This is a genomic window from Streptomyces sp. NPDC048295 (genome assembly GCF_040652135.1).
GTDB lineage: Bacteria > Actinomycetota > Actinomycetes > Streptomycetales > Streptomycetaceae > Streptomyces.
Genome location: NZ_JBEZLL010000007.1, coordinates 315144 through 339708 on the forward strand (window position 1 = coordinate 315144; position 24565 = coordinate 339708).

Here is a 24565-nt window from a genome sequence, read left to right on the forward strand (position 1 = left end):
TGCGGTCGGTTCTCCCGGCTGCCGTGCGGTCAGTTCTCCCAGATCTTGAAGGCCCTGACCTGGTACGGGGACCGGGGCACCCAGGTTCCGCCGCCCGGGTAGGTCTCGAACTCGCCGGTCTCGGCGCATTCCGCCGACTGGTACGTGGTGACGGGGCGGCCGGTGCGGTTGGCGAGCGCCTGGACCTTGCTGCCCTTCGGCAGCGGGACACAGCTCTCGATGTCGGTCGTGGACAGCTCATGGGTCCGGCGGGTGCCGGTGAAGTCGGGCTCGTCCCAGAGGCAGAGCTGACCGGCGGCGCAGGAGCCGAGCCCGACGGGCGCGGAGTGGGCGGCGGTCTGCGGGATCAGGGCGGTGGCTGCCAGGGAGGCGGCGGCCAGAGCGGTGGCAAGAACGGTCGTACGCATGGAAATCGTCCCCCGTGATGGTGCGCATCAGTGGCGCGGATCAGTTGCATGCACCCTGACCTGCGCGGAAGTGCCCGGGGAAGAGGCCGCGGACCACACCACCCGGATAGGCGACAGCCCCGCCGGAAGGGTCCGGCGGGGCTGTCGTACGCACTGTGTTGACGCGTGGGCGCGGAGCCCGGGGGCCGTCGTGGGTCCGGTCAGATGTGACCGGCGCCCGCGCCCGCCTCGGCGTTCGCACCGCGCTTGGTGAGCGTGGCGACCAGCGCGGCGACCACCGCGACGACGCCCGCGACCATGAACGCCGTGCTCATCCCTGACACGAAGGTGTCATGCGCGACGTCCGCGATCTTCCCCGCGATCTCCGGCGGGACGTTGCCGTCGACCGGCGGGATGCCGACCTCGACGGCCGAGGAGGCCTGGTCCAGCTGCTGCGGGCTGAGCGGCGGGAGCTGTGCCGCCTTCCAGTTGTCGGCCAGCTGGGAGTCGACCTGGGACGCCATGACGGCGCCGAGCACGGCCGTGCCGAGGCTGCCGCCGACCTGCATGGCGGCCTGCTGGAGACCGCCCGCGACGCCGGAGAGCTCCATCGGGGCGTTGCCGACGATGACCTCGGTGGCGCCGACCATCACCGGGGCGAGACCGAGGCCGAGCAGACCGAACCAGATCGACATGGTGAGGGTGCCGGTGCCGATCTCCAGCTGGGACATGCCGAACATGGCGACCGCCGTGCACACCATGCCGCCGACCAGCGGGACCCGCGGGCCGAACCTGGTGATCATGGCGCCCGCGAGCGGCGAGGCGACGATCATCATGCCGGTCAGCGGCAGCAGGTGCAGTCCGCTGTCGACGGGGCTCAGACCGTGCACGTTCTGGAGGTAGAAGGTGACGAAGAACAGGCCGCCCATGAACGCGAAGGCCATCAGCACCATCAGGACCGCACCCGCGGACAGCGGGATGGAGCGGAACATCGCGAGCGGGATCAGCGGTTCCCCGACGTTCTTCTGGGAGAGCGCGAAGACCACGAACAGGGCCACGGCGGCGCCCAGGAAGCCGAGTGTCTTGTAGTCGCCCCAGCCCCACTCGGAACCCTTGATGAGTGCCCAGATCAGGCAGAACATCGCCTGCGACAGCAGCACGATGCCGCCGATGTCGAAGGAGCGCGGCGCGTTCTCGGCGCGGTGGTCCTTGAGGATCACCAGGCCCAGCAGCAGCGCGACCACACCGACCGGCACATTGATGAAGAAGACGGACTGCCAGCTGACGTGCTCGACGAGCACGCCGCCGAGGATCGGACCACCCGCGGTCGAGGCGCCGATCACCATGCCCCAGATGCCGATCGCCATGTTCAGCTTCTCGGCCGGGAAGGTGGCGCGCAGCAGGCCGAGCGCGGCGGGCATCAGCAGGGCGCCGAAGAGGCCCTGGAGCACCCGGAACACGATCACCAGGGCGACGCTGTCGGAGAGGCCGATGGCCCCGGATGCCGCGGCGAAGCCCACGACACCTATGAGGAAGGTCTGGCGGTGGCCGAACCGGTCACCGAGTTTGCCCGCGGTGATCAGGGAGACCGCGAGGGCGAGCATGTAGCCGTTGGTGATCCACTGGACGTCTGCGAGCGAGGCGTTCAGATCCTGCTGGATGGCGGGGTTGGCGATCGCGACGATCGTGCCGTCGAGCGCGACCATCATCACGCCGATGGCCACGGAGAAGAGCGTCAGCCAGGGGTGGCCGCGCAGCCCCTTGGCCGGTGCGGGAGCGACGGTTTCCTGCGGCTCCCGCGACGCCTTGTCGACGGTGGTCTGACTAGTCATGCCCGGGAGATTAGTGTCAGCCTCTGACAGTTGACAAACCATTTCACAAGACAGTAACTGTCACGTAGCTCACAGGTACGCTGAGCTGGACAAAGCAGGAGAAAGAAGGCCGGTTAAGTGACCGATGGGCAGCGGGGCTCGCATCCGACCGGACTGCGCGAACGGAAGAAGCGACGCACCCGGGACGCTCTGCTGCACGCCGCCCTCGATCTTTTCACCACCCAGGGGTACGACGAGACCACCGTCGACGAGATCGTCGACGCCGTGGAGGTCTCCCAGCGCACTTTCTTCCGTTACTTCGCCTCCAAGGAGGAGGCTGCCTTCGCCGTCCAGGACATGGTGGAGTCGCACTTCCTCGCGCAGCTGCGCCGCCGCCCCGCCGACGAGGCCCCGTTCGAGGCGATGCGCAACGCGGTCCTCTGCGCCTGGAGCAGCATCGGCGAGGCGCTGGAGGAGATCACCACGGTCGAACTCCACATGCGTACGTACCGGATGATCGAGTCGACACCCTCGCTGCTCGCCGCCCATCTGCGGCGGTGCAGCACGTTGGAGAACCAGCTCGCGTCGCTGATCGCCGGGCGCGAGGGGCTCGACGTCGACGAGGACCCGCGACCGAGGGTCGCCGTGGCGGCCTTCAGCGGGGTGATGCGGGTGAGCGGTCAGCTCTGGGGGCGGAGCCGGGACGGCGACGTGGATTCGCTGCGCGCCCTGACCGAGTCGTACCTGGACCAGCTGGGACCGGCACTGGCCGGCGACTGGCGGACGGACGCCGGTCCGGCCTGACCGCAAGAACCCCCGCCCGACGTACCGCGCGACCCACGCCCGACGTACCGCATGACCCACGCCCGACGTACCGCGTGCCCCCGCCGGCGTACCGCATGACCCACGCCGATGTGCCGCATCCCTCACTTCCGCGGCATGACCGACTTCACAACAGCCGCTCCCCGGCGGCCACATGTGACATCCCTCAGGCTTTCGGCGCGCCTGAGCGTGCGTGCGACAACCACAGAGCGTGAAAAGCCCGCCCCAGAATTCCCCGCAGCCGAGTGATGTGTGTCACCCTCTTCACGGCTGTCGTCGCGCGTCTCCTAATGTGGGCCGGAGTGACTTCCTTCGACTCCTCCCCCACGCTCACCGCATGGCGCGCGCTGCTCGCCGTCGCGGTCGTGTTCGTGATGCTGGCGACCACTGGCTGGACCGCCGTACGTCACCAACCCTCCGACGAGCCACGCACGATCGCGCTCGCCGCCTGGGCGCGGGGCCGGGTGGCGGGTCATGCGCTGCCGGACGCCGACGCCCCGCCGTACCGGCTGGCCCAGTTCTTCGCCACGCTCACGGCCGCGCAGCGCACCGCGCTGGCCGACAAGTACCCCTTGGTCGTGGGCAATTTGAACGGCGCCCCGGTCACCCTGCGCTACCACGCCAACCGGCTGGCCGTCGCGCAGGCGCGGCAGGTCGAGCGGCGCCGCATGCACGATGTGCGGCTCTCCCCGGACGGCCGCGCCGAGGCGGTCCGCCGGATGCACCGCTTCGACTCGATGCTCGCCCGGGGCCGCCACTTCCTCGCCTTCGACCCGTCCGGGAAGGGCCGGGCCGCCGAGGTGTTCGGCAGTCTCGACCGGGCCGAACGGATCTCCGTGGTCGTCCCCGGCGTCGACACGAATCTGCTGACGCTGGAGCGGTCCGCACCCAAGGTCAACGCCGCCCCGGTCGGCATGGCGAAGTCGCTGTACGCGGCGGAGCGCGCCGCGCGCCCCGGCACCCGTACCGCCGTCATCGCCTGGGCCGACTACACCACGCCCGCCGGGATCGGCATGGACGCGGCCCTGGGCAACCTCGCCGAGCGCGGGGCGGTGCGGCTGAAGGCGCTGGTGGACGCGCTGCCCGGCGATGCCCCGGTCTCGCTGTTCTGCCACAGCTACGGCTCGGTGCTCTGCGGGGTCGCCGCGCACGAACTGCCCCCCAGGGTCGGTGACATCGCGGTGGCCGGCAGCCCCGGCATGCGGGTGGAGAACGCCGCGCAGCTGCGGACCGGGGCCAGGGTGTGGGCGACGCGTGATCGCGGCGACTGGATCGAGGACGTACCGAACCTGGAGCTCGGCGGGCTGGGCCACGGCGCGGACCCGGTGGACCCGGGCTTCGGCGCGCGCATCGTCTCGGCGGGCGACGCGGTCGGGCACAGCGGCTATTTCGAGCCGGGTACCGAGAGTCTCGGCAACTTCGCCGCCATCGGCGTGGGCGCCTACGGATCGGTGAGCTGCGCGGTCTCCGACGCCGGCTGCCGTGAACGAATCACCGGAAGCCAGGGCATCTGACGGGCGCGGGGACCCTGGCGGACCATCGACCGTGACCCGTGACGAGGGGGGACGTGCGACGCAAGTGCCGCATACGATGAGGCACATGGGTGATGTGCTGGCCGGAATTCATGCCACCTGGGAGTTCGACACCGACTCCGTGCTCATCCGCTTCGAACGGGGGATCCGCACACCGAAGCTCTTCCAGAGCCTTCGTGAACGACGCGTCCCGCACGCCGCGCTGTCGTCGGTGACGCTGACCCCGGGCAAGCGGGGCACGGTGGTCCTGCGTGCCGTGCCGAGGCGCGGTGCCGATCCGCTGGTCGAGGCCGCGGCCGGGCAGCTGAAGGACGGCTGTGATCCGTACCGGCTGGTGCTCCCCGCCGAGCGCGAGACGCTGGCCGAGTACTACGCGGACGAACTGCGCGCCCGGCTCGGCCCCGAGGCGTCGGAGCCCGCCGACCGGTTCCTGGTCGCGGCGCCCGAGGCGCCGATGCAGTTCAAGGCGTACGACGGCCGGGCCGGTTTCGACGGGGACCGGGTCTCCTTCCGCTGGTTCTGGACGGGCGCCTCCACGGCGAAGTGGAAGGCCGGCGACCAGACGTTCCCGGTGACGGAGCTGAGCGGCGTCGAGTGGCGCTCGCCGGAGGGGTTCGAGGGCTATCTGCGGCTGGTGCCCAGGGGCCTGGAGAACGCGGTCCCGGGAGCGGGCGCGGTCGCGTGCCCCGACCGGGGCAGCGGTGCGGGCATGGTCGCGGATCCGGGCGCGGTGCCCGGCCCGCAGCAGGTGGCGTCCCGCCCCGCCCGGGCCGATCAGGACCCGGCCGCGGTGGTCTTCGGCCTCGGCTACGGTCCGGTGCACGAGTCGCTGCCGTTCGCCGCGGCCGTGCTGGAATCGGTGCGCAGGAACCATTCCTCGGCCGTGGCTCCCGCGGCCGTCCTGGCGGGCGCGGGGCGGCGCGACCCCGCGGACATCGCGGAGCGGATCCGGCATCTCGGGGAGCTGCACCAGGCCGGTCTGGTGACGGACGACGAGTTCAGCGCCAAGAAGGCCCAACTGCTCGCCGAGTTGTAGGACCCCGCGGCCGGTCGGCCCGGCCGGCCGGTAGTACCCCCGTACGAGAGGCCCGGCGGCGAACCGGAACCCAGGTATGACGCCACCGGGCAGGTCCGCTCCCTAGGCTGATCCGGCCATGACCACTTCCCCGTCCGGAGCGCCGCCGCGCCCACAGCCCGCCGCCGACGGCCTGGTGAGCGCCGCCTGCCGCAATCTGCGCGCGATGGCCCACGACCTCTCGCATCCGTCCCATCCCCCGGTGCCGCCCCTCTCGAACGCGTCCAAACGGTGGCGGAGAATGCTGCCGTACGTGGTGGTCTTCGCGCTCGCGGCGATCTTCGTCCCGGTCACGCTCAATGTGCTGACCAACGAGTACGGGGTGGTCGAAGGACTGGCCGCCCTGCTGACCGTCGCCCAGACGGCGCCGCTGCTGATGCTGGCGCACCGCCCGCTTCAGGCGTGGTGGATCATCTTCCCCGCCGACATCGTGGGGGCGCTGGTCCTGCTGGTGTACCCGGAGCCGCCGATGGGCATCTGGCCCTGGCCCCCGCCCACACTGATCTGCTACCTCTTCGTGATGCTGGCGGTGGCCCTGCGCGAGACCCGGCGCACCGTGATCTCCGTCTGGGCACTGACCGCCGCTGCGAGCCTGGTCCTGCACGTGAGCGCCACCGGGCGCAGCAACGGCACCTCCGCACTGCTCCCGGCATTCGGCGCGGTGCTCATGGTGATCGGTGCGGTGATCCGGGAACGCGGCGACGCACAGCGCCGGCTCGCCGAGCAGGAAACCATCAGCGAGACCGAGCGGGCGCAGCGCACGCTGCTGGAGGAGCGCACCAGGATCGCCCGCGAGCTGCACGACGTGGTCGCGCACCACATGTCCGTGATCACGGTCCAGGCCGACTCCGCGCCCTACCGGATCGCCGGGCTGCCCGAGGAGGCGCACGAGGAGTTCGCCGCGATCGCGGCGAGCGCCCGGGAGTCGCTGACGGAGATGCGGCGGCTGCTGGCGGTGCTGCGCAGCGACGGCACGGACGGCGAGCGGGCACCGCAGCCGGGGCTCGACCGGGTGCAGCAGCTGGTGGAGGCGACGGTACGGGCGGGACTGCCGGCCGAACTCTCGCTGTCCGCCGGGCTGCCCGCCGTACCGCAGGCGGTGGACCTGTCGGCGTACCGGATCGTGCAGGAGGCCCTGGCCAACGTGCTCCGCCACGCCCCGGGTGCGCGGACCCGGATATCGATCACGTCCGACGGCGCGCATCTGACGATCCTGGTGGTCAACGACCGTGCGCAGCAGCCCGGTTCACCACTGGAGACGGCCGGGACCGGGCACGGGCTGATCGGTATGCGCGAACGCGTACGGTTGACCGGCGGCACGCTGGACACCGGACCGCTGCCCGACGGCGGCTTCCGGGTGGCCGCGCGACTGCCCCTGACCGCTGTTACGCCCCCGGCCCCGGAGGACTCTTGACCATTCGCGTGATCATCGTGGACGACCAGGCCATGGTGCGGGCGGGGTTCGCGGCGCTGCTCTCGGCGCAGAGCGACATCGACGTGGTCGGTGAGGCGCCGGACGGGCGCCGGGGCATCGACGTCAGCCGGAGCGTCCACCCGGACGTGGTCCTGATGGATGTCCGGATGCCCGAGATGGACGGCCTGGCGGCGGCCCGCGAGCTGCTGAACCCGCCGCGGGGGGTGGTGCACCGGCCGAAGGTCCTGATGCTCACCACGTTCGACGTGGACGACTACGTGTACGAGGCACTGCGCGCCGGGGCATCCGGGTTCCTGCTGAAGGACGCGCCGCCCGCGGACCTGATATCGGCGGTGCGGGTGGTCGCGGCGGGCGAGGCGCTGCTCGCGCCGTCCGTGACCCGCCGGCTGATAGCGGACTTCGCCCGGCAGGGCCCGACCGGGGCCACCCGGAGCGGTCAGTCGCTGCGGCTGAACGGGCTGACCCCGCGCGAGACGGAAGTGCTCGAACTGATCGCGCGGGGGCTGTCCAACCAGGAGATCGCGGCGAAGCTGGTGCTGGCCGAGCAGACGGTGAAGACGCACATCGGCCGGGTGCTGGCCAAGCTGGACCTGCGGGACCGGGCGCAGGCGGTGATCTTCGCGTACGAGGCGGGGGTGGTGGTGCCGGGCGAGGGGTGAGGGTCCGGTCTCACTTCAGATCCGCGAGGGCCACGGCGTGAAGACGGCTCCGCGCCGGGCCCCGGTCGTCCGGGTTCCCGGGGTCTCTCAACCGGTCGGCGCACAGGGCGTAGACGGTGTCCCCGACGCATCGGGCGCTCAGCAACTCCTTGTCCGGCAGGGAGCACACCGGGCCGCGCGCCCCGGTGCTCGCGTCAACGCGCACCAGGCGCGTGCCGTGCTTCTCGTTGACCAGAAGGATCAGGTGCTTCTCGGGCTGCGCTCCGCCACGGATGCCCTCGAAGACCGCACTCAAGTCCTTGTGGCGCCACCGCTCCTTCCCGGTGCGTATGTCCACGGCCAGCGTGCCGCTGGACTTTTTGTCCGCCGCCACCTCGTACATCACCACCGTGTCGCCGAGGACGAAGGGATTCCCGGTGTTCGGGACGGACCACAGCTGCTTGCCGTCGACGGCCGACCGGGCGCGCACGTTTCCCCGGGTACTCAGGACGAGCTTGTGTTCGGGAATGACCTGTGCCCCGTACCCGTCCTTGTGCGTGTGGAGGGCCTGGCCGTTGGTCGCGTCGACGGCGGTCAGGCTGTCGTCGTCGAACGCGAAGAACAGACGGCCGTCGGCCTCGCCGACGTAGGAAGGGGGGTTTGTCCACCTCCCCTTCCCGTCCCATGTCCACAGCTGCCGCCCGTCGACCTCGCCGATCGCGGCCCAGGCCTGCTCCTTGTTCCGGGTGAGCAGTATCCCGGGGGCCTTCGCCAGAGCCGTGACCATGCCCAGCCCGTCGGGAAGTTCGTATCGCCAGCGCTCGTCGCCAGTGGCGTGGTCCAACGAGAAGACGTACCGGCCCAGGCCCACATAGACGCACTCGGGCACCAGCACCGGGAATGCCCCGCCGGTCACGTCGTCGTCGCCGAGCGGGGCGAAGGTCCACCTAGCCGTCCCCGTGGCGGGGTCGAGGGCCCGGAGCTCGCCCCCTTGTCCCGCTGTGACGTACAGCGTGCTGTCGGTCATCGGGTATGTGTCGTCGACATCCTCTGCCGCGCGCCAGCGCTCCTCGCCGGTACGCCGGTCGTAGGCCACCACCGGCTTGTCATCGCCGGCCACCAGGACCACCGGACCAGCCGGTTCGAGCGCCGGCTGCCCTGTGACGGTCTTCTTCCAACGGGGCTTGAGCACTTGCGTCCGGGGCGAGCCGCTGCTCCCGCCGTTCCCTTCCCTCAGCACCTTCGGGACGACCACCACAGTCGTCGACACCGCGACGACACCGAGAGCTCCGAGCAGCACGGTCCGCCGCTTCACCGGCTGCTTCGCCTGCTCGGGCCGCCGGGCCGGGGCAGGCGGCCCGGCCGGGGGCGCCGGAGGCCGTCCCGTCGTCTCCTCGATCCCGAGCAGAAGCGCCACCGAACCCAGACGCGCCACCGTCTCGGTCGCCGAAGCCGGCCGATTTCCCGGGGACTTGGCCAGTAGCTCCACCACCAGCTGGTCCAGTTCAGCGGGCAGCCCTGAGCGGTGCGCGGAAGGCCGGTCGGGGGTCTCGGTGGCGTGCGCGACGACCTGTGCCAGGGCATCCCGGTCCCCGAAGGGCGTGACTCCGGTGAGGAACTGATACAGCAGACAGCCCAGCGAGTACAGGTCGGAGGCCGGGCTGATCTCCTCACCGCGCGCCTGCTCGGGGGACATCCACGGGGCACTGCCCAGCACGCCGTCGGCCCGGCTGAGCCGGTCGAGGCCGAGGTCGGGGTGGAACCAGGCGATACCGAAGTCCAGCACGCGGACCGTGCCGTCGGGGGCGACCATCACGTTGGCCGGTTTGATGTCCCGGTGCACGATGCCCCGCTCGTGCGCGGCCTCCAGGGCGAGAGACACCTGACGGGCCCAGTCCACGGCGCGCACCAGGGGCGGTAGGCCGTCGGCGGCGAGCACGCGGTCCAGCGGGCGCCCCGTGGCGAGGGCCATCACGATGAACAGGGTGTCGCCGTCGCGGCCGAAGTCGTGGACGGTGACCACATGCGGGCTGTCGGACAGTCCTGCAGCGGCCCGCGCCTCCCGCTCCAGGCGTGCCGCCGCCTCATCGGTGACACCGGGCCCGGCCACCGTCTTCACCGCGACCTCGCGGTGCAGCACCAGATCCTCTGCCCGCCACACCACCCCCATGCCTCCGGCACCCAGCCGCTCGACGAGCCGATATCGCCCGGACAGCACCCGCTCCGACACTGGCCCTCCCCCATGCCCCATGCGTCAACTGCATCAAGCTATCCCTCAACTCACCTTGCCTCAAAGGAAACTCAAGCCATCAGCGGTCGCCGGGCCTCGCTGTGCGAGCGTGTGCGGGCCGTCCGCCATGCAGTGGCGACCACGCCCTACCCGGGTATGACCGCGCACTTGGCCCCCAGGTGTGACGCCCCCGCACCGTTCCTCTCCCTACCTTCCTCCCCGTCGCGCCGCACGGCGCACAGGAGCCGGATCAGCCGGAGAGGGAGGACGACGGGATGCGCCGCTACGCGAGGACCCTGGTCGCGTTCGCACTGGCCACCACCGTGGTGACGGGGACGGCCGGCTGGGCGTCCGGGAACGTCCAGCAGCCCCTCACCGGGCCGCCCCCGGGCACCGCGGCCTGGCGCGCGGACCATGTGTCGGGGCGGGAGCTGCCCGACCCCGGGCGGAGCACACCGGCCGAAGTGGCCCGCTTCTTCCGGGGGTTGACCGGAGCGCAGCAACAGGCCCTGGTCGTACGCCATCCGCTCGTCGTCGGCAACCTGGACGGTGTCCCCGCCGAGCTGCGCTACCGGGCCAACGCCCTTTCGCTGCACGCCAGTCACGACCCCCGGTACGCGCACCTCAAGGAGTCCCCGCGGCGGCAGATCCTGGCGTTCGATCCGCGCGGACGCGGTCAGGTCGCCGAGGTCTTCGGGGACCTGCGCACCGCGCGCCAGGTCGCGGTGGTGGTGCCGGGTTCGGACATCGACGCCGGGACCTTCGACCGTACGAACGATGTGTACGGCACTCCGGCCGGCATGGCGAAGGCGCTGTACGCCCGGACCGGGAGCGGCAGCGCGGTCATCGCCTGGGCCGGGTACACCACCCCCGTGGGCCTCGGCATCGACGCCGCGACGGGCTCGCTCGCCGAGGCGGGGGCCGGCCGGCTGGAGCGCTTCACGGACGGTCTCGCGGCCGACGGTGTGCCCGCGCCCGCCGTGTTCTGCCACAGCTACGGCTCCGTCGTGTGCGGGCTCGCCGCGTCCCGGCTGCGCGCCCGGGACCTGGTCGTCCTCGGCTCGCCCGGGATGCGCGCGGACGATGTCGCCGATCTGCACACCGATGCCCGGGTATGGGCGGCGAAGGACGCCACGGACTGGATCGGCGACGTGCCGAACGTCGAGGTGGCGGGGCTCGGGCACGGCCCCGACCCGGCCGCCCCGGAGTTCGGCGCGCGCCGCGTCCCGGCCGAGGACGCCCGCGGCCACACCGGCTACTTCGTCCCGGGCACGGACTCGCTGCGCGCCTTCGCCGCGATCACCGCGGGGAAGGCGCGCTGAGCCCGGGGCGACGAGCGGCTACTCGCGCGCGGCGGACGTCGAGCTCATGTCCGGGTACCGGTCCCCGGCCACCAGCCCCGCGATCGGCTCCAGCTGTGCCAGCTCCCCGTCGGTCAGGGTGAGCCGGGTGGCGGCCACGTTCTCCAGCAGCCGGCTGCTCCTGCGGGTGCCCGGGATCGGGACCACGGTCAGCCCGTGCACCTGGGCCCGCTGCTGCACCCAGGCGAGTGCCACCTGCGCGGCCGACACCCCGTGCGCCGCCGCGATCTTGTGGACGGGCTCCAGCAGGGCGGCGTTCTTCTTCGCGTTGTCGCCGGTGAAACGGGGCTGGTGCTTGCGGAAGTCGCCCTCCGACAGCTCCTTGGCCGCGTCCGTGAACGCCCCGGTCAGGAACCCCCGCCCGAGCGGCGAGTACGGCACGAAGGTCACCCCGAGCTCGACGGCGGCCGGTACGGCGCTGCGCTCTACGTCCCGGCTGAAGAGCGACCACTCCGACTGGAGGGCGGCGATCGGGTGCACCGCGTGCGCCTCGCGCAGCTCCGCTCCGGTCACCTCGCTCAGCCCGAGCTGCTTGACCTTGCCCTGCTGGACCAGCTCGGCCATGGCGCCGACGGACTCGGCCAGCGGGACGGCCGGGTCGCGGCGGTGCATGTAGTAGAGGTCGATGACGTCGGTGTCCAGCCGTCGCAGGCTGTCCTCGACGGCCCGGCGGATGTACGCGGGGTCGTTGCGCACCGCCCGGTAGTGCGGGTCGTCGTCCCTGCGCTCTATGGCGAACTTCGTGGCAAGGGTGATCTCGTCCCGGTGCGCCCCGACGAACGGGGCGAGGAAGGTCTCGTTGGCGCCGCTGCCGTAGATGTCGGCGGTGTCGAAGAGGGTGACACCGGCCGCCAGCGCCGTGTCCAGCGTCTCGCGGGCCGAAGGTTCGTCGGTGTCGCCGTAGAACTCGCTCATGCCCATGCAGCCGAGTCCCTGCACGCCGACCCGCGGGCCGCCGTCGCCGAGCTCCACGGTGGTGATCTTGTCGTCAGTCATCAGGCACTGGGCCTTTCCGGCGCCCGCCGGGCGCTCGCATAGAAGTCGATCTTGTGGTCGAGCACGGCGAGGGTGTCCTGGAGCTCCGCGATCCGCGTCCTCACGTCGCGGCGGGTCGCCTCCAGCAGTTCCTGCCGCTCCTCGAAGGTGTGCTCGCCCTCGCGCAGCAGCTCCGCGTACCGGACCATGTCGGCGACCGGCATCCCGGTCAGCCGCAGCTTGCCGACGAAGGTCAGCCAGTCCAGGTCGCGGTTGGTGAAACGGCGCTGCCCGGTGTGGGACCGGTCGACGTGCGGCATCAGGCCGATCCGCTCGTACCAGCGCAGGGTGTGCGCGGTGAGCCCGGTGAAGGCCGCGACTTCACTGATGGTGTACCGGTCGTGACCCTCGGGGCGCGGATGCGCCTGCGGGGCCGTGGCGCAGACGTCCACCTTCGTCGAAGTGCTCTCCATCACCGTCATGCCCTCCACGCTAGAACCTTGGAGTGCACTCGAAGCAAGCGCGGGCCGGATCGGATTTCCGGGTGCGCCCCGCCCCAGGGCCTGGCTACGATCAAGAAAATTCGATACGGGGGACAGTGGGGAACGCCATGGCGCGGCAGTCGGGTCGGCGTGAGCGTCTCCGCCGTGTGTCCGAGCGGCACCGGGCCGCGGGACGGCCGGAATCCAGTGGCAACGCGACGCGGACGGCGATCGCGGCGGCCGTCCTGACCGGTCTCTCCGCCGTCATCGTGAGCCTTATCACCGGCCTGGGGGCGTCGATCCAGGGATTCGTCACCGACTCGCTGTTCGGCGAGAAGGAACCGGCCGCCGCGTCGGCCCCGCCCCGTCCGGGCTCGTCGCCCCAGGTCAAGGTGGTGATCATGCCGGTCGGAGACCACGGGTTCATGGTGTCGGAGAAGCGGGCCACCAGCGCGAAGGACAAGGCCGTACTGGCCGGTGAGGCGCCCCCCGAGGCATGGAACCCTCTGCTCCGGAAGCTGGGGGTGGTCAGCGTCAACGCGAACACCTACAAAGTGGCGGTCACCAACGCGTCCTCCTCGCCCGTCACGGTGGTGGACATCGTTCCCGTGGTCACGCGCCGCACCAAGGCGATCGATGCCACGCTGATCACGCCCCTCGGGGGCGCCGCGGAGGAGACGGTCCTCGCCGAACTGAACCTGGATCAGCGCTATCCGCAGCTCACCCGGAACGGAAAGCCCTACTTCAGCTGGGCGTCGCAGGTCCTCCAGCCCGGAAAGGGTTTCGTCATGGTCGTGCAGTCGCAGCTGCTGGGCAGGGAGTACGTCGAATACCACCTGCGCGTGGACTACCTCGACGAACGGGGCGACAAGCACTCCCTCCAGGTCAAGGACCCCGACCCCGCGAGGAGGGTCTTCCGCCTGTCCGGCCGGGTCGACGACAAGGAGTACACCGACTACTGGGACACCAACGCGGACGGCACCGGTCACCGGCTGTACAGCCGGGAGGAGCGGAAGTAGCCGAGGCTGGGCCGGAGGCCGTCGGCCCTGCCCGTTACGCTCGTACGCATGCAGAGCCTGGCGATGATCGACAACTGGCCCGTCCCCACCACGGCGGTCGCCGTCGTACGAGCGGACGGCACCGTCGTCGGTACGCACGGCCCGACCGCGCACCGCTTCCCGCTCGCCTCCGTCACCAAGCCGCTCGCGGCCTACGCGGCGCTGGTGGCGTACGAGGAGGGCGCGGTCGAGCTGGACGAGCCCGCCGGGCCCGAGGGCTCCACCGTCCGGCACCTGCTCGCGCACACCAGCGGGCTCGCCTTCGACGAGCACCGCACGACGGCCGCGCCCGGCACCCGCCGGCTCTACTCCAACGCGGGCTTCGAGGTGCTCGGCGACCACATCGCCAAGGCCACCGACATCCCGTTCCAGGAGTACGTACGCCAGGCCGTGCTGGAGCCGCTGGGCATGACGGCGACCACGGTGGACGGCTCGCCCGCCAAGGACGGCGTCTCGACCGTCGACGACCTCGTGCGGTTCGCGGCGGAGGTGCAGGCGCCCCGCCTGCTCGACCCGCGTACGGTGCTCGCCGCACAGACCGTCGTGCACCCCGGCCTGAAGGGCGTGCTGCCCGGCTACGGCCACCAGAACCCCAACGACTGGGGCCTCGGCTTCGAGATCCGGGACTCCAAGTCCCCGCACTGGACGGGCGGTTCCTCGTCGCCCGCGACCTTCGGGCACTTCGGGCAGTCGGGGACGTTCCTGTGGATCGACCCGGTCGCGGGCGCGGCGTGCGTCGCGCTGACCGACCGGGCCTTCGGCCCGTGGGCGGTGGAGGCGTGGCCGCCGTTCACGGACGCGGTGCTCGCGGAGCTGCGCTCCGCCCGCTGAGGGAGATCACCGGTCCGCCGCTTTCGCGGCCAGGCACTCGAACCAGACCGTCTTGCCGCGCCCGTCCCGGCGCGGCTCGGCGCCCCACCGGTCGGTGAGCGCGGCGACCAGCAGCAACCCCCGCCCGCCCTCGTCGAGTTCGTCTCCTACGACCATCCTCGGCACGTCGGGACAGTCGTCCGCGACCTCGACCCGCACGCCCCCGGCCGGGAGCCGGAAGATGAACGTCTGACAGCGACGGCCGGGCACGTGCCGCACCACGTTGGCGATCAGCTCGGTCAGCGCCAGCTCCGCCGCGTCGGCCACGTCCGGGAGTTCCCAGCCGGTGAGGTAGAGGCGCAGGATGCGGCGCAGATGCCGCGCGGAGTGCTCGCCCACCGCGAAGTCGGCGTGGTAGGTCGGCTCGACGCTGCCCGGCGGCGGAGCGGATACGTGATTCATGTCACCAGAGTGCAGTGGTTTGGCTACGCTCGGCTACGTACGGAAACGAACGCCGCGAGGCGTTGAACGCCGGAGGTGCGCCCCGCCGTGGCCAACATCCACACGCTCGACCCGAGTGCTTCCCCACTGGATTACTACGGCTGGGAACTGCGTCGCCAGAGAGAGGCCGCCAGTCTCAAGCAGGGGCAGCTCGGCGACATCATCTTCTGCACCGGCTCCTTGATCGGTCAGATCGAGACCACGAAGAAAGTGCCCACCCGCGACTTCTCCGAGCGCGTGGACGCGGCGCTCGGCACGGACGGGGTGTTCTCGCGGCTGATCGGTCTGGTCCTGCACAGCCAGCTGCCTTCCTGGTTCCAGCCGTACGCGGACATGGAGGCCCGTGCGACGTACATCTCCACGTTCCAGTCACAGGTGGTGTACGGGCTGTTGCAGACGCAGGAGTACGCACGGGCCCTGATCGCTGTCGATCACCCAGCCAGGGCCGACGAGATGGTGGCTGCGCGCCTGGACCGCCAGCGAATCCTGAAGGGCGCCAAGTCGCCCGCCCTATGGGTCGTCCTGAGCGAGGCCGCACTGCTCCAGGAGGTCGGTGGGCGCAACGTCATGCGCGCGCAACTGGCACGGCTGTTGGACTTCCGCGACGACCCCTGGGTCCAGATCCAGGTGCTCCCGTTCGCCGTCGGCCAGCACACGGGGATGATGGGCTCGTTCAACCTGCTCAGGTTCGAAGACGACCCCGACCTGTTCTACGCGGAGAGCTACGACCAAGGGCACATGACTGCCAATCCCCAGATGATCAAGGAACGTTCGGTCGGCTACGCTCGTTTGCAAGCCACAGCCCTCTCCCCCGAGGACTCGGCGACACTGATCGCTCGTGTGATGGAGGAACGCTATGGGGACCAGTCATGACCTGACCGGAGCACAGTGGCGTAAGTCCAGTTACAGCGGCAGCACCGGCGGCGAATGCGTCGAGTGCACCGTCACCGGAGGCGCCGCATGGCGCAAGTCCAGCTACAGCGGTACCAACGGCGGCGACTGCCTCGAAGTGGTCGACGGCCTCCCCTGCGCCGTGCCCGTGCGCGACAGCAAAAACCCCGGCGGCCCGGTTCTGACCATCGGGGCGGACGCCTGGCGGGCGTTCGTGGGCACGCTCTGAGGTCGTCCGAGGCCTGAATGGCGAAGGGGCCCGGGACGACAGCAACCGACCGTCGTCCCGGGCCCCTTCGTCCTCGTCAGACGAGCGGTTCGATCATGTGGGTCCGGCGCTGGGACCGCGTTGCCGCGTTGCCCGACCAGGCCGTCCGGTTCGGGTCGAGCCCCACACCGTTGGCGAGGCCGAGACTGGCGACCACGGCGTTGTGCTCGATGCAGGCCTGGCGCATCGGAGTGATGAAGTCGTTCTGCAGCTCCGCCTGCGTGACCGCCGCGTTGGCGCTGACCTTCGCTTCGATGAAGTCGTAGACGTGCTCCAGCTGTTCGGAGCGGGGCGTGATCGCACCGTCCTCGGTGAAGTTGAGGTCCGGTCCGCTGCTGCCCGGGTCGTCGTTCCTGACCGCCGGTTCGGGGCCGAGCGCGAAGTTGGCCGGGACGTTCTTCAACGCCTTGGATACAGAGTTGAGTTGGGTGCTGTTGCCCGTGAACGCGGTCGGGGCGACCGGCGCCAGCGCTGTCACGACATCAGTCAGCTGCGTCGCGGTGAGAAGCCCGGCAAATTTTTCGAGCAGCGACTTGGGCACGATGTGGTGCAGGGTGTGCACGAGTGCGTTGCCGGGATTGGCCGCCTTCTCCGCGGCCAGGGCGTTCTTCGTGGGGTTGTTCTTCCAGTCGCCGGCGCGCTGGACCGATGTCCCGGCGGTTGCGGGCGTGTGCGATCCGGGCTTCTCCCGGTCGTCGGGCACCCCGGTCCGTACCGGCGCGGACATGACCCGGCGGGCGTTCTGCTCCGCGGCCCGCTCGTAGCGGTCCGAGGGGTCGGAGATCCGCAGGCCCGCGCCGTTGTCGGTACCGGCGACCGCGCCCTGCCGCTGCTGGACGACATGGGTCAGTTCATGGGCGAGGGTGTGCTTGTCGCCTCCGCCCGCGCCGACGACGACATGGTGGCCGGAGGTGTAGGCGCGGGCGCCGACCTCGGCGGCGGAGGCCCGTGCGGCGCTGTCGTCGTGGATGCGTACGTCGGAGAAGTCGGCGCCGAGGCGCGCCTCCATCTCCTCCCGGAGCACGGTGTCCATGGGCCTGCCGCCGGTACGCAGGACGTCGTGGACGGCGGAACGCTGTACGTCGTGCCGGTGCTCCTCCGACTGCTGCCGCTCCTCCTCCGGCTGCGCCCAGGGGTGACCCGCCTGCCGGAGCAGCTGGACGACGGCGGCGTTGCCGAGGCTGGTTTGGAGGGTGGGCGGCAGGTGCTCGGGGAGCTCGTCCGTCTCCGCTCGTCTCACCGGCGTACGCGCGCGAGCGGAACCATGGTCGGCGCGTTCGGAGTCTCGTGCGCGCATCAGAAGCCTTCCGTAAGGGTGCACGGGATGGTGGCTCCTCCATCACTACGCGGAATGTGCCGGTTCGGGCCAGGTACACGGGGGCAGAATCGGTCGGCCCGCCGGACAGAGCGGCATGGCCGACGCGGCACCCGCTACTCTCCTCGGCCATGGCCGACATAGTCCGCGCTACCGCCGCCGACGTCCCCGCGCTCGCCGCCGTGCTCGCCAGTGCCTACGCCGAGGATCCCGTCTGGAGCTGGCTCATGCCGAGCGACCGTGACCGGCGGCTGCGGCTGCTGTTCACCGCGCACCTGACCCAGCAGATCCCGGCCGGCCGGGTCTGGACCGACCCGGAGCGCACCGTGGCGGCGGTGTGGGCGGAGCCCGGGGAGTGGAAGCTGCCGGTGACGTACCTGCTGCGCAACGCGGGACCGCTCGTACGCGCGGCAAGGACTCAACTCCCGCGTACGGCGGGGAGGCTGTTCACCATGGAGCACCGCCATCCGGCCGGTCCCGAGCACTGGTACGTCGAGTACATCGGCACCCGGGCGGACGCGCGCGGCACGGGGCGTGGGGCGCGGGTGCTGGGCGGGCTGCTGGAGCGGGCGGACGCGGACGGGCGGCCGGTCTTCCTGGAGTCCAGCAACCGCCGCAATCTCACCTTCTACCAGCGGCACGGCTTCACCGTGCACGAGGAGATGACGTTCCGGGCCGGGCCGCCGATGTGGTCGATGTGGCGGCGGGACGGCGGCCGGTAGCTCAGGCCGTCAGTTCCCAGATCAGCAACTCGGCCGGTCCGGTCGCCACCAGTTCCAGCCCTTCCTCACCGGTGATCCGCACGGAGTCGCCCGGCTCCAACTCCTCGTCGCCGAGCCGTACGCCCCCGGCCACCACATGGACGTACACCCGCGCCGCGTCCGGTACCACCACCCGCTCCCCCGCGCCCGGCCGCCGCACATGCAGCACCGCACCGGCCGCCGGGACGGCGTACGGGGTGGCGTCCGTGAGAGCGGGGACGATGGTGTACGAGGGGTCGCCGCCCGGTTCGAGCGGTGCCAGCCACATCTGGACGAACGTCAGCGGGGTGTCCCCGTCGTTGCGTTCGACATGGCGCACGCCGGAGGCGGCGCCGAGGTGCTGGAGGTCACCGGGGCGTACGACCGTGGCGTGGCCGGTGGAGTCGCGGTGGGTCAGCTCGCCCTCGACGACCCAGGTGACGATCTCCGTGTGGCTGTGCGGGTGTTCCTCGAAGCCGGCACCGCTCTCCAGCCGCTCCGTGTTGCAGGCCATGATCGGGCCGAAGCGCAGATTGTCCGGGTCGTAGAAGCTGCCGAAGGAGAAGGCGTGCCGGGACAGGATGCCGGCGTCCTGGTCCCCGCCCTGGAAGCGGTCCTCGGCGCGGTGTACGGAGATCACCCGCCCACCGTAGCCGGGCGGGGGCGCGGGTGAGCCCCCCGGCCGCTACCGGCCGGTACGACCCGCGGTCGCCCCGGCCCTCCGTGCTCGTGGCCCGATAAGGCAATCTTGTCTCCGTGCCCCGACCCGATCCTGAACAGCCCGATGCGAACGCCGCCCACCTGCATGCCGCGACCCTGAAACGCCTGGAACAGTCCTCCGGCCGGCTCGCCGCGAACGCGATCGCCCGCATGGACGAGTCGCTGCCGTGGTACCGGGCGATGCCACCGGAGAACCGGTCCTGGATCGGTCTGGTGGCCCAGGCCGGTATCGCGGCGTTCACCGAGTGGTTCCGGCACCCGGAGACCCCGCAGGCCATCTCCACCGATGTGTTCGGGACGGCTCCGCGCGAGTTGACCCGGGCGATCACCCTGCGGCAGACCGTCGAGATGGTGCGTACGACGATCGAGGTCATGGAGGCCGCGATCGAGGAGGTCGCCGCGCCCGGGGACGAGTCGGTGCTGCGCGAGGCGCTGCTCGTCTACGCCCGGGAGATCGCCTTCGCGACCGCCCAGGTGTACGCGCAGGCCGCCGAGGCGCGCGGCGCCTGGGACGCCCGGCTGGAATCGCTCGTGGTGAACGCGGTGCTGTCCGGCGAGGCCGACGAGGGCGCCGTGTCACGCGCCGCGGCGCTCGGCTGGAACTCCCCCGAACACGTCTGCGTGGTGCTGGGCACCGCCCCGGACGGCGACAGCGAGCTGACCGTGGAGGCGATCAGGCGGGCCGCCCGGCACGCCAAGCTCCAGGTCCTGACCGGGGTGCTCGGCAACCGGCTGGTGGTCATCGCGGGCGGCAGCGACAACCCCTTGCAGGTCGCGAAGGCGCTGATCGGCCCGTACGCGGCGGGCCCCGTCGTCGCCGGACCCGTGGTGCCCGACCTGCTGGCGGCGACCCGGTCCGCGCAGGCCGCGGCCGCCGGGCTCCGGGCGTGCGGTGCCTGGCAGGACGCGCCCAGGCCGGTGCTCGCCGACGATCTGCTGCCGGAGCGCGCGATGGCGGGAGACCCTGCCGCGCGGGACCAGTTGGTGGAGGAGATCTACAGACCGCTGGAGGAAGCGGGCTCCGCTCTGCTCGAAACCCTCAGTGTGTATCTGGAGCAGGCGAGCAGTCTGGAGGGCGCGGCCCGCATGCTCTTCGTCCACCCGAACACCGTGCGCTACCGGCTTCGACGTGTGACAGACGTCACCGGATGGTCCCCTTCCGATGTCCGCTCGGCGTTCACGCTGCGGATCGCCCTGATCCTGGGGCGCTTGGCCGCGAGAGATCCCCAGTCCTAGACTTTTGTCGGACATCAACAATTCCCCATACGGTTCTTCGTCCCTGTCCCCACGGGTGTTCCGGACCGTTCACAAGAGAGAGTGTGAGGGTGCTCGTACTCGTCGCTCCCGGCCAAGGCGCTCAGACGCCCGGCTTCCTGACTCCCTGGCTCGACCTCCCCGGTGCCACCGACCGCGTCGCGGCCTGGTCCGACGCCATCGGGCTCGACCTCGCCCACTACGGCACCAAGGCGGACGCGGACGAGATCCGTGACACCTCGGTGGCGCAGCCGCTGCTGGTGGCCGCCGGACTGCTGTCCGCCGCCGCGCTCGACGCGTCGCCGAACGTCGTCGCAGGTCACAGCGTTGGTGAGATCACCGCAGCCGCGTTCGCCGGAGTCATCGGCGACGAGGCCGCGCTGCGTCTCGTACGGACCCGCGGGCTCGCCATGGCCGAGGCCGCGGCGGTCACCGAGACCGGCATGGCCGCGCTGCTGGGCGGCGACCCCGAGGTGTCCGTCGCGCACCTGGAGAAGCTCGGGCTGACCCCGGCGAACGTCAACGGGGCGGGTCAGATCGTCGCCGCGGGCACCGCCGCGCAGATCGCCGCGCTGGTCGAGGACAAGCCCGAGGGGGTGCGCCGCGTGGTTCCCCTCAAGGTCGCCGGCGCCTTCCACACGAGCCACATGGCCCCCGCCGTCGACCGGCTGCGCGAGGCCGCCGCGGAGCTGAAGCCCGCGGACCCGGCCGTGACATATGTCTCGAACGCCGACGGGAAGGCCGTCGCCACCGGCGACGAGGTCATCTCCCGGCTGGTCGGCCAGGTGGCCAACCCGGTCCGCTGGGACCTGTGCATGGAGACCTTCGAGGAGCTGGGCGTCACGGCTCTCATCGAGGCATGCCCCGGCGGCACCCTCACGGGGCTCGCCAAGCGCGCGCTGCCCGGTGTCCGGACGCTCGCGCTCAAGACCCCCGACGACCTCGACGCGGCCCGCGCGCTCATCTCCGAGCACGCCGGCGCCTAAGGAGCCCGAGAGAATGTCGAAGATCAAGCCCAGCCAGGGTGCCCCGTACGCACGGATCATGGGCGTCGGCGGCTACCGCCCGACCCGGATCGTGCCCAACGAGGTGATCCTCGAGACGATCGACTCGTCCGACGAGTGGATCCGTTCGCGCTCCGGCATCGCCACCCGCCACTGGGCCTCCGAGGAGGAGACCGTGGCCGCGATGTCCGTCGAGGCGTCCGGCAAGGCCATCGCGGACGCCGGTATCAGGCCCGACCAGATCGGCGCCGTGATCGTCTCCACCGTCTCGCACTTCAAGCAGACCCCGGCCATCGCGACCGAGATCGCCCATCTGGTCGGCGCGGGCAAGCCCGCCGCCTTCGACATCTCGGCCGGCTGCGCGGGCTTCGGCTACGGGCTGACCCTCGCCAAGGGCATGATCGTCGAGGGCTCGGCCGAGTACGTGCTGGTCATCGGCGTGGAGCGGCTCAGCGACCTCACCGACAGGGAGGACCGCGCGACGGCCTTCCTCTTCGGTGACGGCGCCGGCGCGGTCGTCGTCGGCCCCTCCAAGGTGCCCGCCATCGGCCCGACCGTATGGGGCTCCGAGGGCGACAAGTCCGAGACCATCAAGCAGACCGTGGCGTGGGACGAGTTCCACGCCGAGCGCCCGGAGAAGTTCCCGGCCATCACGCAGGAGGGCCAGGCGGTGTTCCGCTGGGCCGTCTTCGAGATGGCGAAGGTCGCCCAGCAGGCGCTGGACGCGGCCGGGATCGCCCCGGAAGACCTGGACGTCTTCATTCCGCACCAGGCCAACATGCGGATCATCGACTCGATGGTGAAGACCCTGAAGCTGCCGGAGAACGTCACCGTCGCACGCGACGTGGAGACCACCGGCAACACCTCCGCCGCCTCGATTCCGCTCGCAATGGAGCGGCTCCTGGCGACCGGTCAGGCGAAGAGCGGCGACACCGCGCTCGTCATCGGCTTCGGGGCGGGTCTCGTCTACGCCGCGACGGTCGTTACCCTCCCCTAGGCACACCGGGCCGTTTCGGCCCGCACGCCCCAACCTGCAGATAAACATCGAAGGAGCGCCAACATGGCCGCCACTCAGGAAGAGATCGTCAAGGGTCTCGCCGAGATCGTCAACGAGATCGCCGGTATCCCGGTCGAGGACGTCCAGCTGGACAAGTCCTTCACCGACGACCTGGACGTCGACTCGCTGTCCATGGTCGAGGTCGTCGTCGCCGCCGAGGAGCGCTTCGACGTCAAGATCCCCGACGAGGACGTCAAGAACCTCAAGACGGTCGGCGACGCTGCCGACTACATCCTCAAGCACCAGGCCTGATCAGGCCTGCACTGTGTCGCCACCCGGCGGTGGCGCCGCTGATTCACGACCCTCTACACGTGGAGAAGATTTTCCAGTGAACTCGACCAATCGCACCGTGGTCGTCACCGGTATCGGCGCAACCACTCCGCTGGGTGGCGACTCGGCGTCGACCTGGGAAGGTCTGATGGCCGGCCGGTCCGGCGTCAAGCCTCTCGAGGGCGAACGTTTCGCCGAGCTGCCCGTCCGGATCGCCGCCCTCGCGGCCGTCGACCCGGGCGACGTCCTGCCCCGTCCGCTCGCCCGCAAGCTGGACCGCTCGGCGCAGTTCGCGCTGATCGCGGCCCGCGAGGCCTGGGCGGACGCCGGTTTCACCGGCAAGGCCGGCGAGGACGAGAACATGCGGCCCGAGCGGCTGGGCTCGGTCATCGCCTCCGGCATCGGCGGCGTGACCACTCTGCTCGACCAGTACGACGTGCTCAAGGAGAAGGGCGTACGCCGCGTCTCCCCGCACACCGTGCCCATGCTCATGCCCAACGGCCCGGCGGCCAACGTCGGCCTGGAGGTCAACGCCCAGGCCGGTGTCCACACCCCGGTCTCCGCCTGCGCCTCGGGCGCCGAGGCGATCGGCTACGCCGTCGAGATGATCCGCACCGGCCGCGCCGATGTGGTCCTCGCCGGTGGCACCGAGGCGGCCATCCACCCGCTGCCGATCGCGGCGTTCGCCAACATGATGGCGATGTCCAAGAACAACGAGGAGCCCGAGAAGGCCTCCCGTCCGTACGACACCGGCCGTGACGGCTTCGTCCTCGGCGAGGGCGCCGGAGTGGTCGTCCTGGAGTCCGCGGAGCACGCCGCGAAGCGTGGCGCCAGGGTCTACTGCGAGGTGCTGGGCCAGGGGCTGTCCGCGGACGCCCACCACATCGCGCAGCCCGAGCCGACCGGGCGCGGGATCGCCGCCGCGATGCAGAACCTGCTGGACCAGACGGACCTCAAGCCGTCCGAGGTCGTGCACCTCAACGCGCACGCCACGTCGACGCCGCAGGGCGATGTCGCTGAGCTGAAGGCACTGCGCAAGATCCTGGGCGACGACCTCGACCATGTCGCGATCTCCGCGACGAAGTCGATGACCGGTCACCTCCTCGGTGGCGCGGGCGGCATCGAGACCGTCGCGACGGTCCTGGCGCTGCACCACCGGGTGGCGCCGCCCACGATCAACGTGGAGCACCTCGACGAGGCCGTGGAGGCGGACATCGTGCGCGACAAGCCCCGGCCGCTGCCGGAGGGGTCGATCGCCGCGATCAACAACTCGTTCGGATTCGGCGGACACAACGTGGTCCTGGCGTTCCGCAGCGTCTGACCCGCGGTCCGCGGTCACGGTACGACGAGGCCCGCCCTCCCTCTCGGGAAGGCGGGCCTCGTCGCTGCGTTCCGCGCCGTCACACCACCTGGTGCAGCCACCGCACCGGCGCGCCCTCGCCCGCGTGACGGAAGGACTCCAGTTCGTCGTCCCACGGCTTGCCGAGCAGCTTGGCGATCTCGGCCTCCAGGTCGGTCTCGCCCTGGGCGGACCTGGCCAGCGCCGCCCGCAGCCGGTCCTCGGGGACCAGGATGTCGCCGTGCATGCCGGTGACGGCGTGGAAGATGCCGAGGCCGGGCGTGGAGCTGTAGCGCTCGCCCTCCGACGTGGCGCTCGGCTCCGCCGTCACCTCGAAGCGCAGCAGGTCCCAGCCCCGCAGCGCGGAGGCGAGCTTGGACGCCGTACCGGGGCGGGCCTGCCAGGAGAACTCGGACCGCCAGGTGCCGGGTGCGGCGGGCTGTCTGATCCAGTCCAGCTGGACCCGCACACCGAGGACACCGCCCACCGCCCATTCGACATGGGGGCAGAGCGCGCGCGGTGCGGAGTGAACGTACAGAACTCCACGTGTCGTCACCGGGACCTCCAGTGTGGGACGAAGTTCGCCTTCCC

At 71.1% G+C, this 24565-nt stretch carries 25 protein-coding genes; 16 read left to right on the forward strand and 9 right to left on the reverse strand.

Annotated features, from left to right (window positions below):
* Positions 1 to 29: 29 nt before the first annotated feature.
* Both AB0D53_RS13670 and AB0D53_RS13675 read right to left on the reverse strand, forming a co-directional pair.
* Positions 30 to 407: a peptidase inhibitor family I36 protein gene (locus AB0D53_RS13670; protein ID WP_329821163.1), complete on the reverse strand. Its 378-nt coding sequence runs from the start codon at positions 405 to 407 to the stop codon at positions 30 to 32.
* A 200-nt stretch (positions 408 to 607) separates the two neighbouring features.
* Positions 608 to 2218, reverse strand: a complete 1611-nt coding sequence (locus tag AB0D53_RS13675; RefSeq protein ID WP_362444654.1) for an MFS transporter — start codon at positions 2216 to 2218, stop codon at positions 608 to 610.
* A gap of 117 nt (positions 2219 to 2335) precedes the next feature.
* Here AB0D53_RS13675 and AB0D53_RS13680 point away from each other — a divergent pair, with 117 nt between their 5' ends.
* From AB0D53_RS13680 to AB0D53_RS13700, 5 genes are all read left to right on the forward strand, one after another.
* Positions 2336 to 3001, forward strand: coding sequence for a TetR family transcriptional regulator (locus AB0D53_RS13680; protein WP_362444658.1), 666 nt, complete (start codon positions 2336 to 2338; stop codon positions 2999 to 3001).
* A 320-nt stretch (positions 3002 to 3321) separates the two neighbouring features.
* A complete protein-coding gene (locus AB0D53_RS13685; RefSeq protein WP_362444661.1) occupies positions 3322 to 4533 on the forward strand; it encodes an alpha/beta hydrolase in 1212 nt (403 codons plus the stop codon).
* Between the two features lie 85 nt (positions 4534 to 4618).
* Entirely contained in the window at positions 4619 to 5587 is a 969-nt protein-coding gene (locus tag AB0D53_RS13690) for a DUF4429 domain-containing protein (RefSeq protein ID WP_362444664.1), read from the forward strand.
* Positions 5588 to 5705: 118 nt separating this feature from the next.
* Positions 5706 to 7040 (forward strand): sensor histidine kinase, encoded by a 1335-nt coding sequence (locus AB0D53_RS13695; protein ID WP_362444667.1) that lies wholly within the window; start codon positions 5706 to 5708, stop codon positions 7038 to 7040.
* Positions 7037 to 7720: a response regulator transcription factor gene (locus AB0D53_RS13700; protein WP_362444670.1), complete on the forward strand. Its 684-nt coding sequence runs from the start codon at positions 7037 to 7039 to the stop codon at positions 7718 to 7720. The genes AB0D53_RS13695 and AB0D53_RS13700 overlap by 4 nt, the downstream gene beginning before the upstream one ends.
* Positions 7721 to 7730: 10 nt before the next feature.
* On the opposite strand, the gene AB0D53_RS13705 is transcribed toward AB0D53_RS13700, so the two are convergent.
* Positions 7731 to 9929 (reverse strand): protein kinase, encoded by a 2199-nt coding sequence (locus AB0D53_RS13705; RefSeq protein WP_362444673.1) that lies wholly within the window; start codon positions 9927 to 9929, stop codon positions 7731 to 7733.
* Between the two features lie 275 nt (positions 9930 to 10204).
* Between AB0D53_RS13705 and AB0D53_RS13710 the strand changes: the two genes are divergently transcribed.
* Positions 10205 to 11251, forward strand: coding sequence for an alpha/beta hydrolase (locus AB0D53_RS13710; RefSeq protein WP_362444676.1), 1047 nt, complete (start codon positions 10205 to 10207; stop codon positions 11249 to 11251).
* Between the two features lie 18 nt (positions 11252 to 11269).
* On the opposite strand, the gene AB0D53_RS13715 is transcribed toward AB0D53_RS13710, so the two are convergent.
* Together AB0D53_RS13715 and AB0D53_RS13720 are read right to left on the reverse strand one after the other, a co-directional pair.
* Positions 11270 to 12286, reverse strand: a complete 1017-nt coding sequence (locus AB0D53_RS13715) for an aldo/keto reductase (RefSeq protein ID WP_362444679.1) — start codon at positions 12284 to 12286, stop codon at positions 11270 to 11272.
* Positions 12286 to 12747, reverse strand: coding sequence for a MerR family transcriptional regulator (locus AB0D53_RS13720; protein WP_362444682.1), 462 nt, complete (start codon positions 12745 to 12747; stop codon positions 12286 to 12288). The genes AB0D53_RS13715 and AB0D53_RS13720 overlap by 1 nt, the downstream gene beginning before the upstream one ends.
* A 167-nt stretch (positions 12748 to 12914) precedes the next feature.
* Here AB0D53_RS13720 and AB0D53_RS13725 point away from each other — a divergent pair, with 167 nt between their 5' ends.
* Together AB0D53_RS13725 and AB0D53_RS13730 are read left to right on the forward strand one after the other, a co-directional pair.
* Positions 12915 to 13766: a hypothetical protein gene (locus AB0D53_RS13725; protein ID WP_362444685.1), complete on the forward strand. Its 852-nt coding sequence runs from the start codon at positions 12915 to 12917 to the stop codon at positions 13764 to 13766.
* A 48-nt stretch (positions 13767 to 13814) separates the two neighbouring features.
* Positions 13815 to 14636, forward strand: coding sequence for a serine hydrolase domain-containing protein (locus AB0D53_RS13730; RefSeq protein WP_362444688.1), 822 nt, complete (start codon positions 13815 to 13817; stop codon positions 14634 to 14636).
* A gap of 6 nt (positions 14637 to 14642) precedes the next feature.
* Here AB0D53_RS13730 and AB0D53_RS13735 read toward each other — a convergent pair whose 3' ends face one another.
* Entirely contained in the window at positions 14643 to 15077 is a 435-nt protein-coding gene (locus tag AB0D53_RS13735; protein ID WP_362444691.1) for an ATP-binding protein, read from the reverse strand.
* An 87-nt stretch (positions 15078 to 15164) separates the two neighbouring features.
* Here AB0D53_RS13735 and AB0D53_RS13740 point away from each other — a divergent pair, with 87 nt between their 5' ends.
* Positions 15165 to 15989, forward strand: a complete 825-nt coding sequence (locus tag AB0D53_RS13740) for a helix-turn-helix transcriptional regulator (RefSeq protein ID WP_362444694.1) — start codon at positions 15165 to 15167, stop codon at positions 15987 to 15989.
* Positions 15973 to 16236: a DUF397 domain-containing protein gene (locus AB0D53_RS13745; RefSeq protein WP_362444697.1), complete on the forward strand. Its 264-nt coding sequence runs from the start codon at positions 15973 to 15975 to the stop codon at positions 16234 to 16236. Before AB0D53_RS13740 ends, AB0D53_RS13745 begins: the two co-directional genes overlap by 17 nt.
* A gap of 76 nt (positions 16237 to 16312) precedes the next feature.
* On the opposite strand, the gene AB0D53_RS13750 is transcribed toward AB0D53_RS13745, so the two are convergent.
* Positions 16313 to 17572 (reverse strand): DUF4157 domain-containing protein, encoded by a 1260-nt coding sequence (locus AB0D53_RS13750; protein WP_362444700.1) that lies wholly within the window; start codon positions 17570 to 17572, stop codon positions 16313 to 16315.
* A gap of 149 nt (positions 17573 to 17721) precedes the next feature.
* Between AB0D53_RS13750 and AB0D53_RS13755 the strand changes: the two genes are divergently transcribed.
* On the forward strand, positions 17722 to 18312 hold the full coding sequence (locus tag AB0D53_RS13755; protein ID WP_362444703.1) for a GNAT family N-acetyltransferase: 591 nt from the start codon (positions 17722 to 17724) through the stop codon (positions 18310 to 18312).
* Position 18313: 1 nt separating this feature from the next.
* Here AB0D53_RS13755 and AB0D53_RS13760 read toward each other — a convergent pair whose 3' ends face one another.
* Entirely contained in the window at positions 18314 to 18970 is a 657-nt protein-coding gene (locus tag AB0D53_RS13760) for a pirin family protein (RefSeq protein WP_362444706.1), read from the reverse strand.
* 116 nt (positions 18971 to 19086) lie between these two features.
* On the opposite strand from AB0D53_RS13760, the gene AB0D53_RS13765 reads away from it, so the two are divergent.
* The 5 genes from AB0D53_RS13765 to fabF all read left to right on the forward strand — a co-directional run bounded on the left by AB0D53_RS13765 (position 19087) and on the right by fabF (position 23956).
* Positions 19087 to 20286 carry a helix-turn-helix domain-containing protein gene (locus AB0D53_RS13765; protein ID WP_329821143.1) on the forward strand — a complete coding sequence of 400 codons (1200 nt, stop codon included), beginning with the start codon at positions 19087 to 19089 and terminating at the stop codon, positions 20284 to 20286.
* 89 nt (positions 20287 to 20375) lie between these two features.
* Positions 20376 to 21290, forward strand: a complete 915-nt coding sequence (locus AB0D53_RS13770) for an ACP S-malonyltransferase (protein ID WP_362444870.1) — start codon at positions 20376 to 20378, stop codon at positions 21288 to 21290.
* A gap of 13 nt (positions 21291 to 21303) precedes the next feature.
* Positions 21304 to 22305, forward strand: a complete 1002-nt coding sequence (locus AB0D53_RS13775) for a ketoacyl-ACP synthase III (protein WP_362444709.1) — start codon at positions 21304 to 21306, stop codon at positions 22303 to 22305.
* A gap of 63 nt (positions 22306 to 22368) precedes the next feature.
* Positions 22369 to 22617, forward strand: a complete 249-nt coding sequence (locus AB0D53_RS13780; RefSeq protein WP_093542924.1) for an acyl carrier protein — start codon at positions 22369 to 22371, stop codon at positions 22615 to 22617.
* Positions 22618 to 22693: 76 nt separating this feature from the next.
* The gene (gene fabF, locus AB0D53_RS13785) at positions 22694 to 23956 is read left to right on the forward strand and encodes a beta-ketoacyl-ACP synthase II (protein ID WP_362444712.1); all 1263 of its coding nucleotides are present in this window, start codon (positions 22694 to 22696) and stop codon (positions 23954 to 23956) included.
* Between the two features lie 79 nt (positions 23957 to 24035).
* Here fabF and AB0D53_RS13790 read toward each other — a convergent pair whose 3' ends face one another.
* Complete coding sequence (locus AB0D53_RS13790) at positions 24036 to 24530, reverse strand: DUF3145 domain-containing protein (RefSeq protein ID WP_362444715.1); 495 nt, start codon at positions 24528 to 24530, stop codon at positions 24036 to 24038.
* Positions 24531 to 24565: the final 35 nt, after the last annotated feature.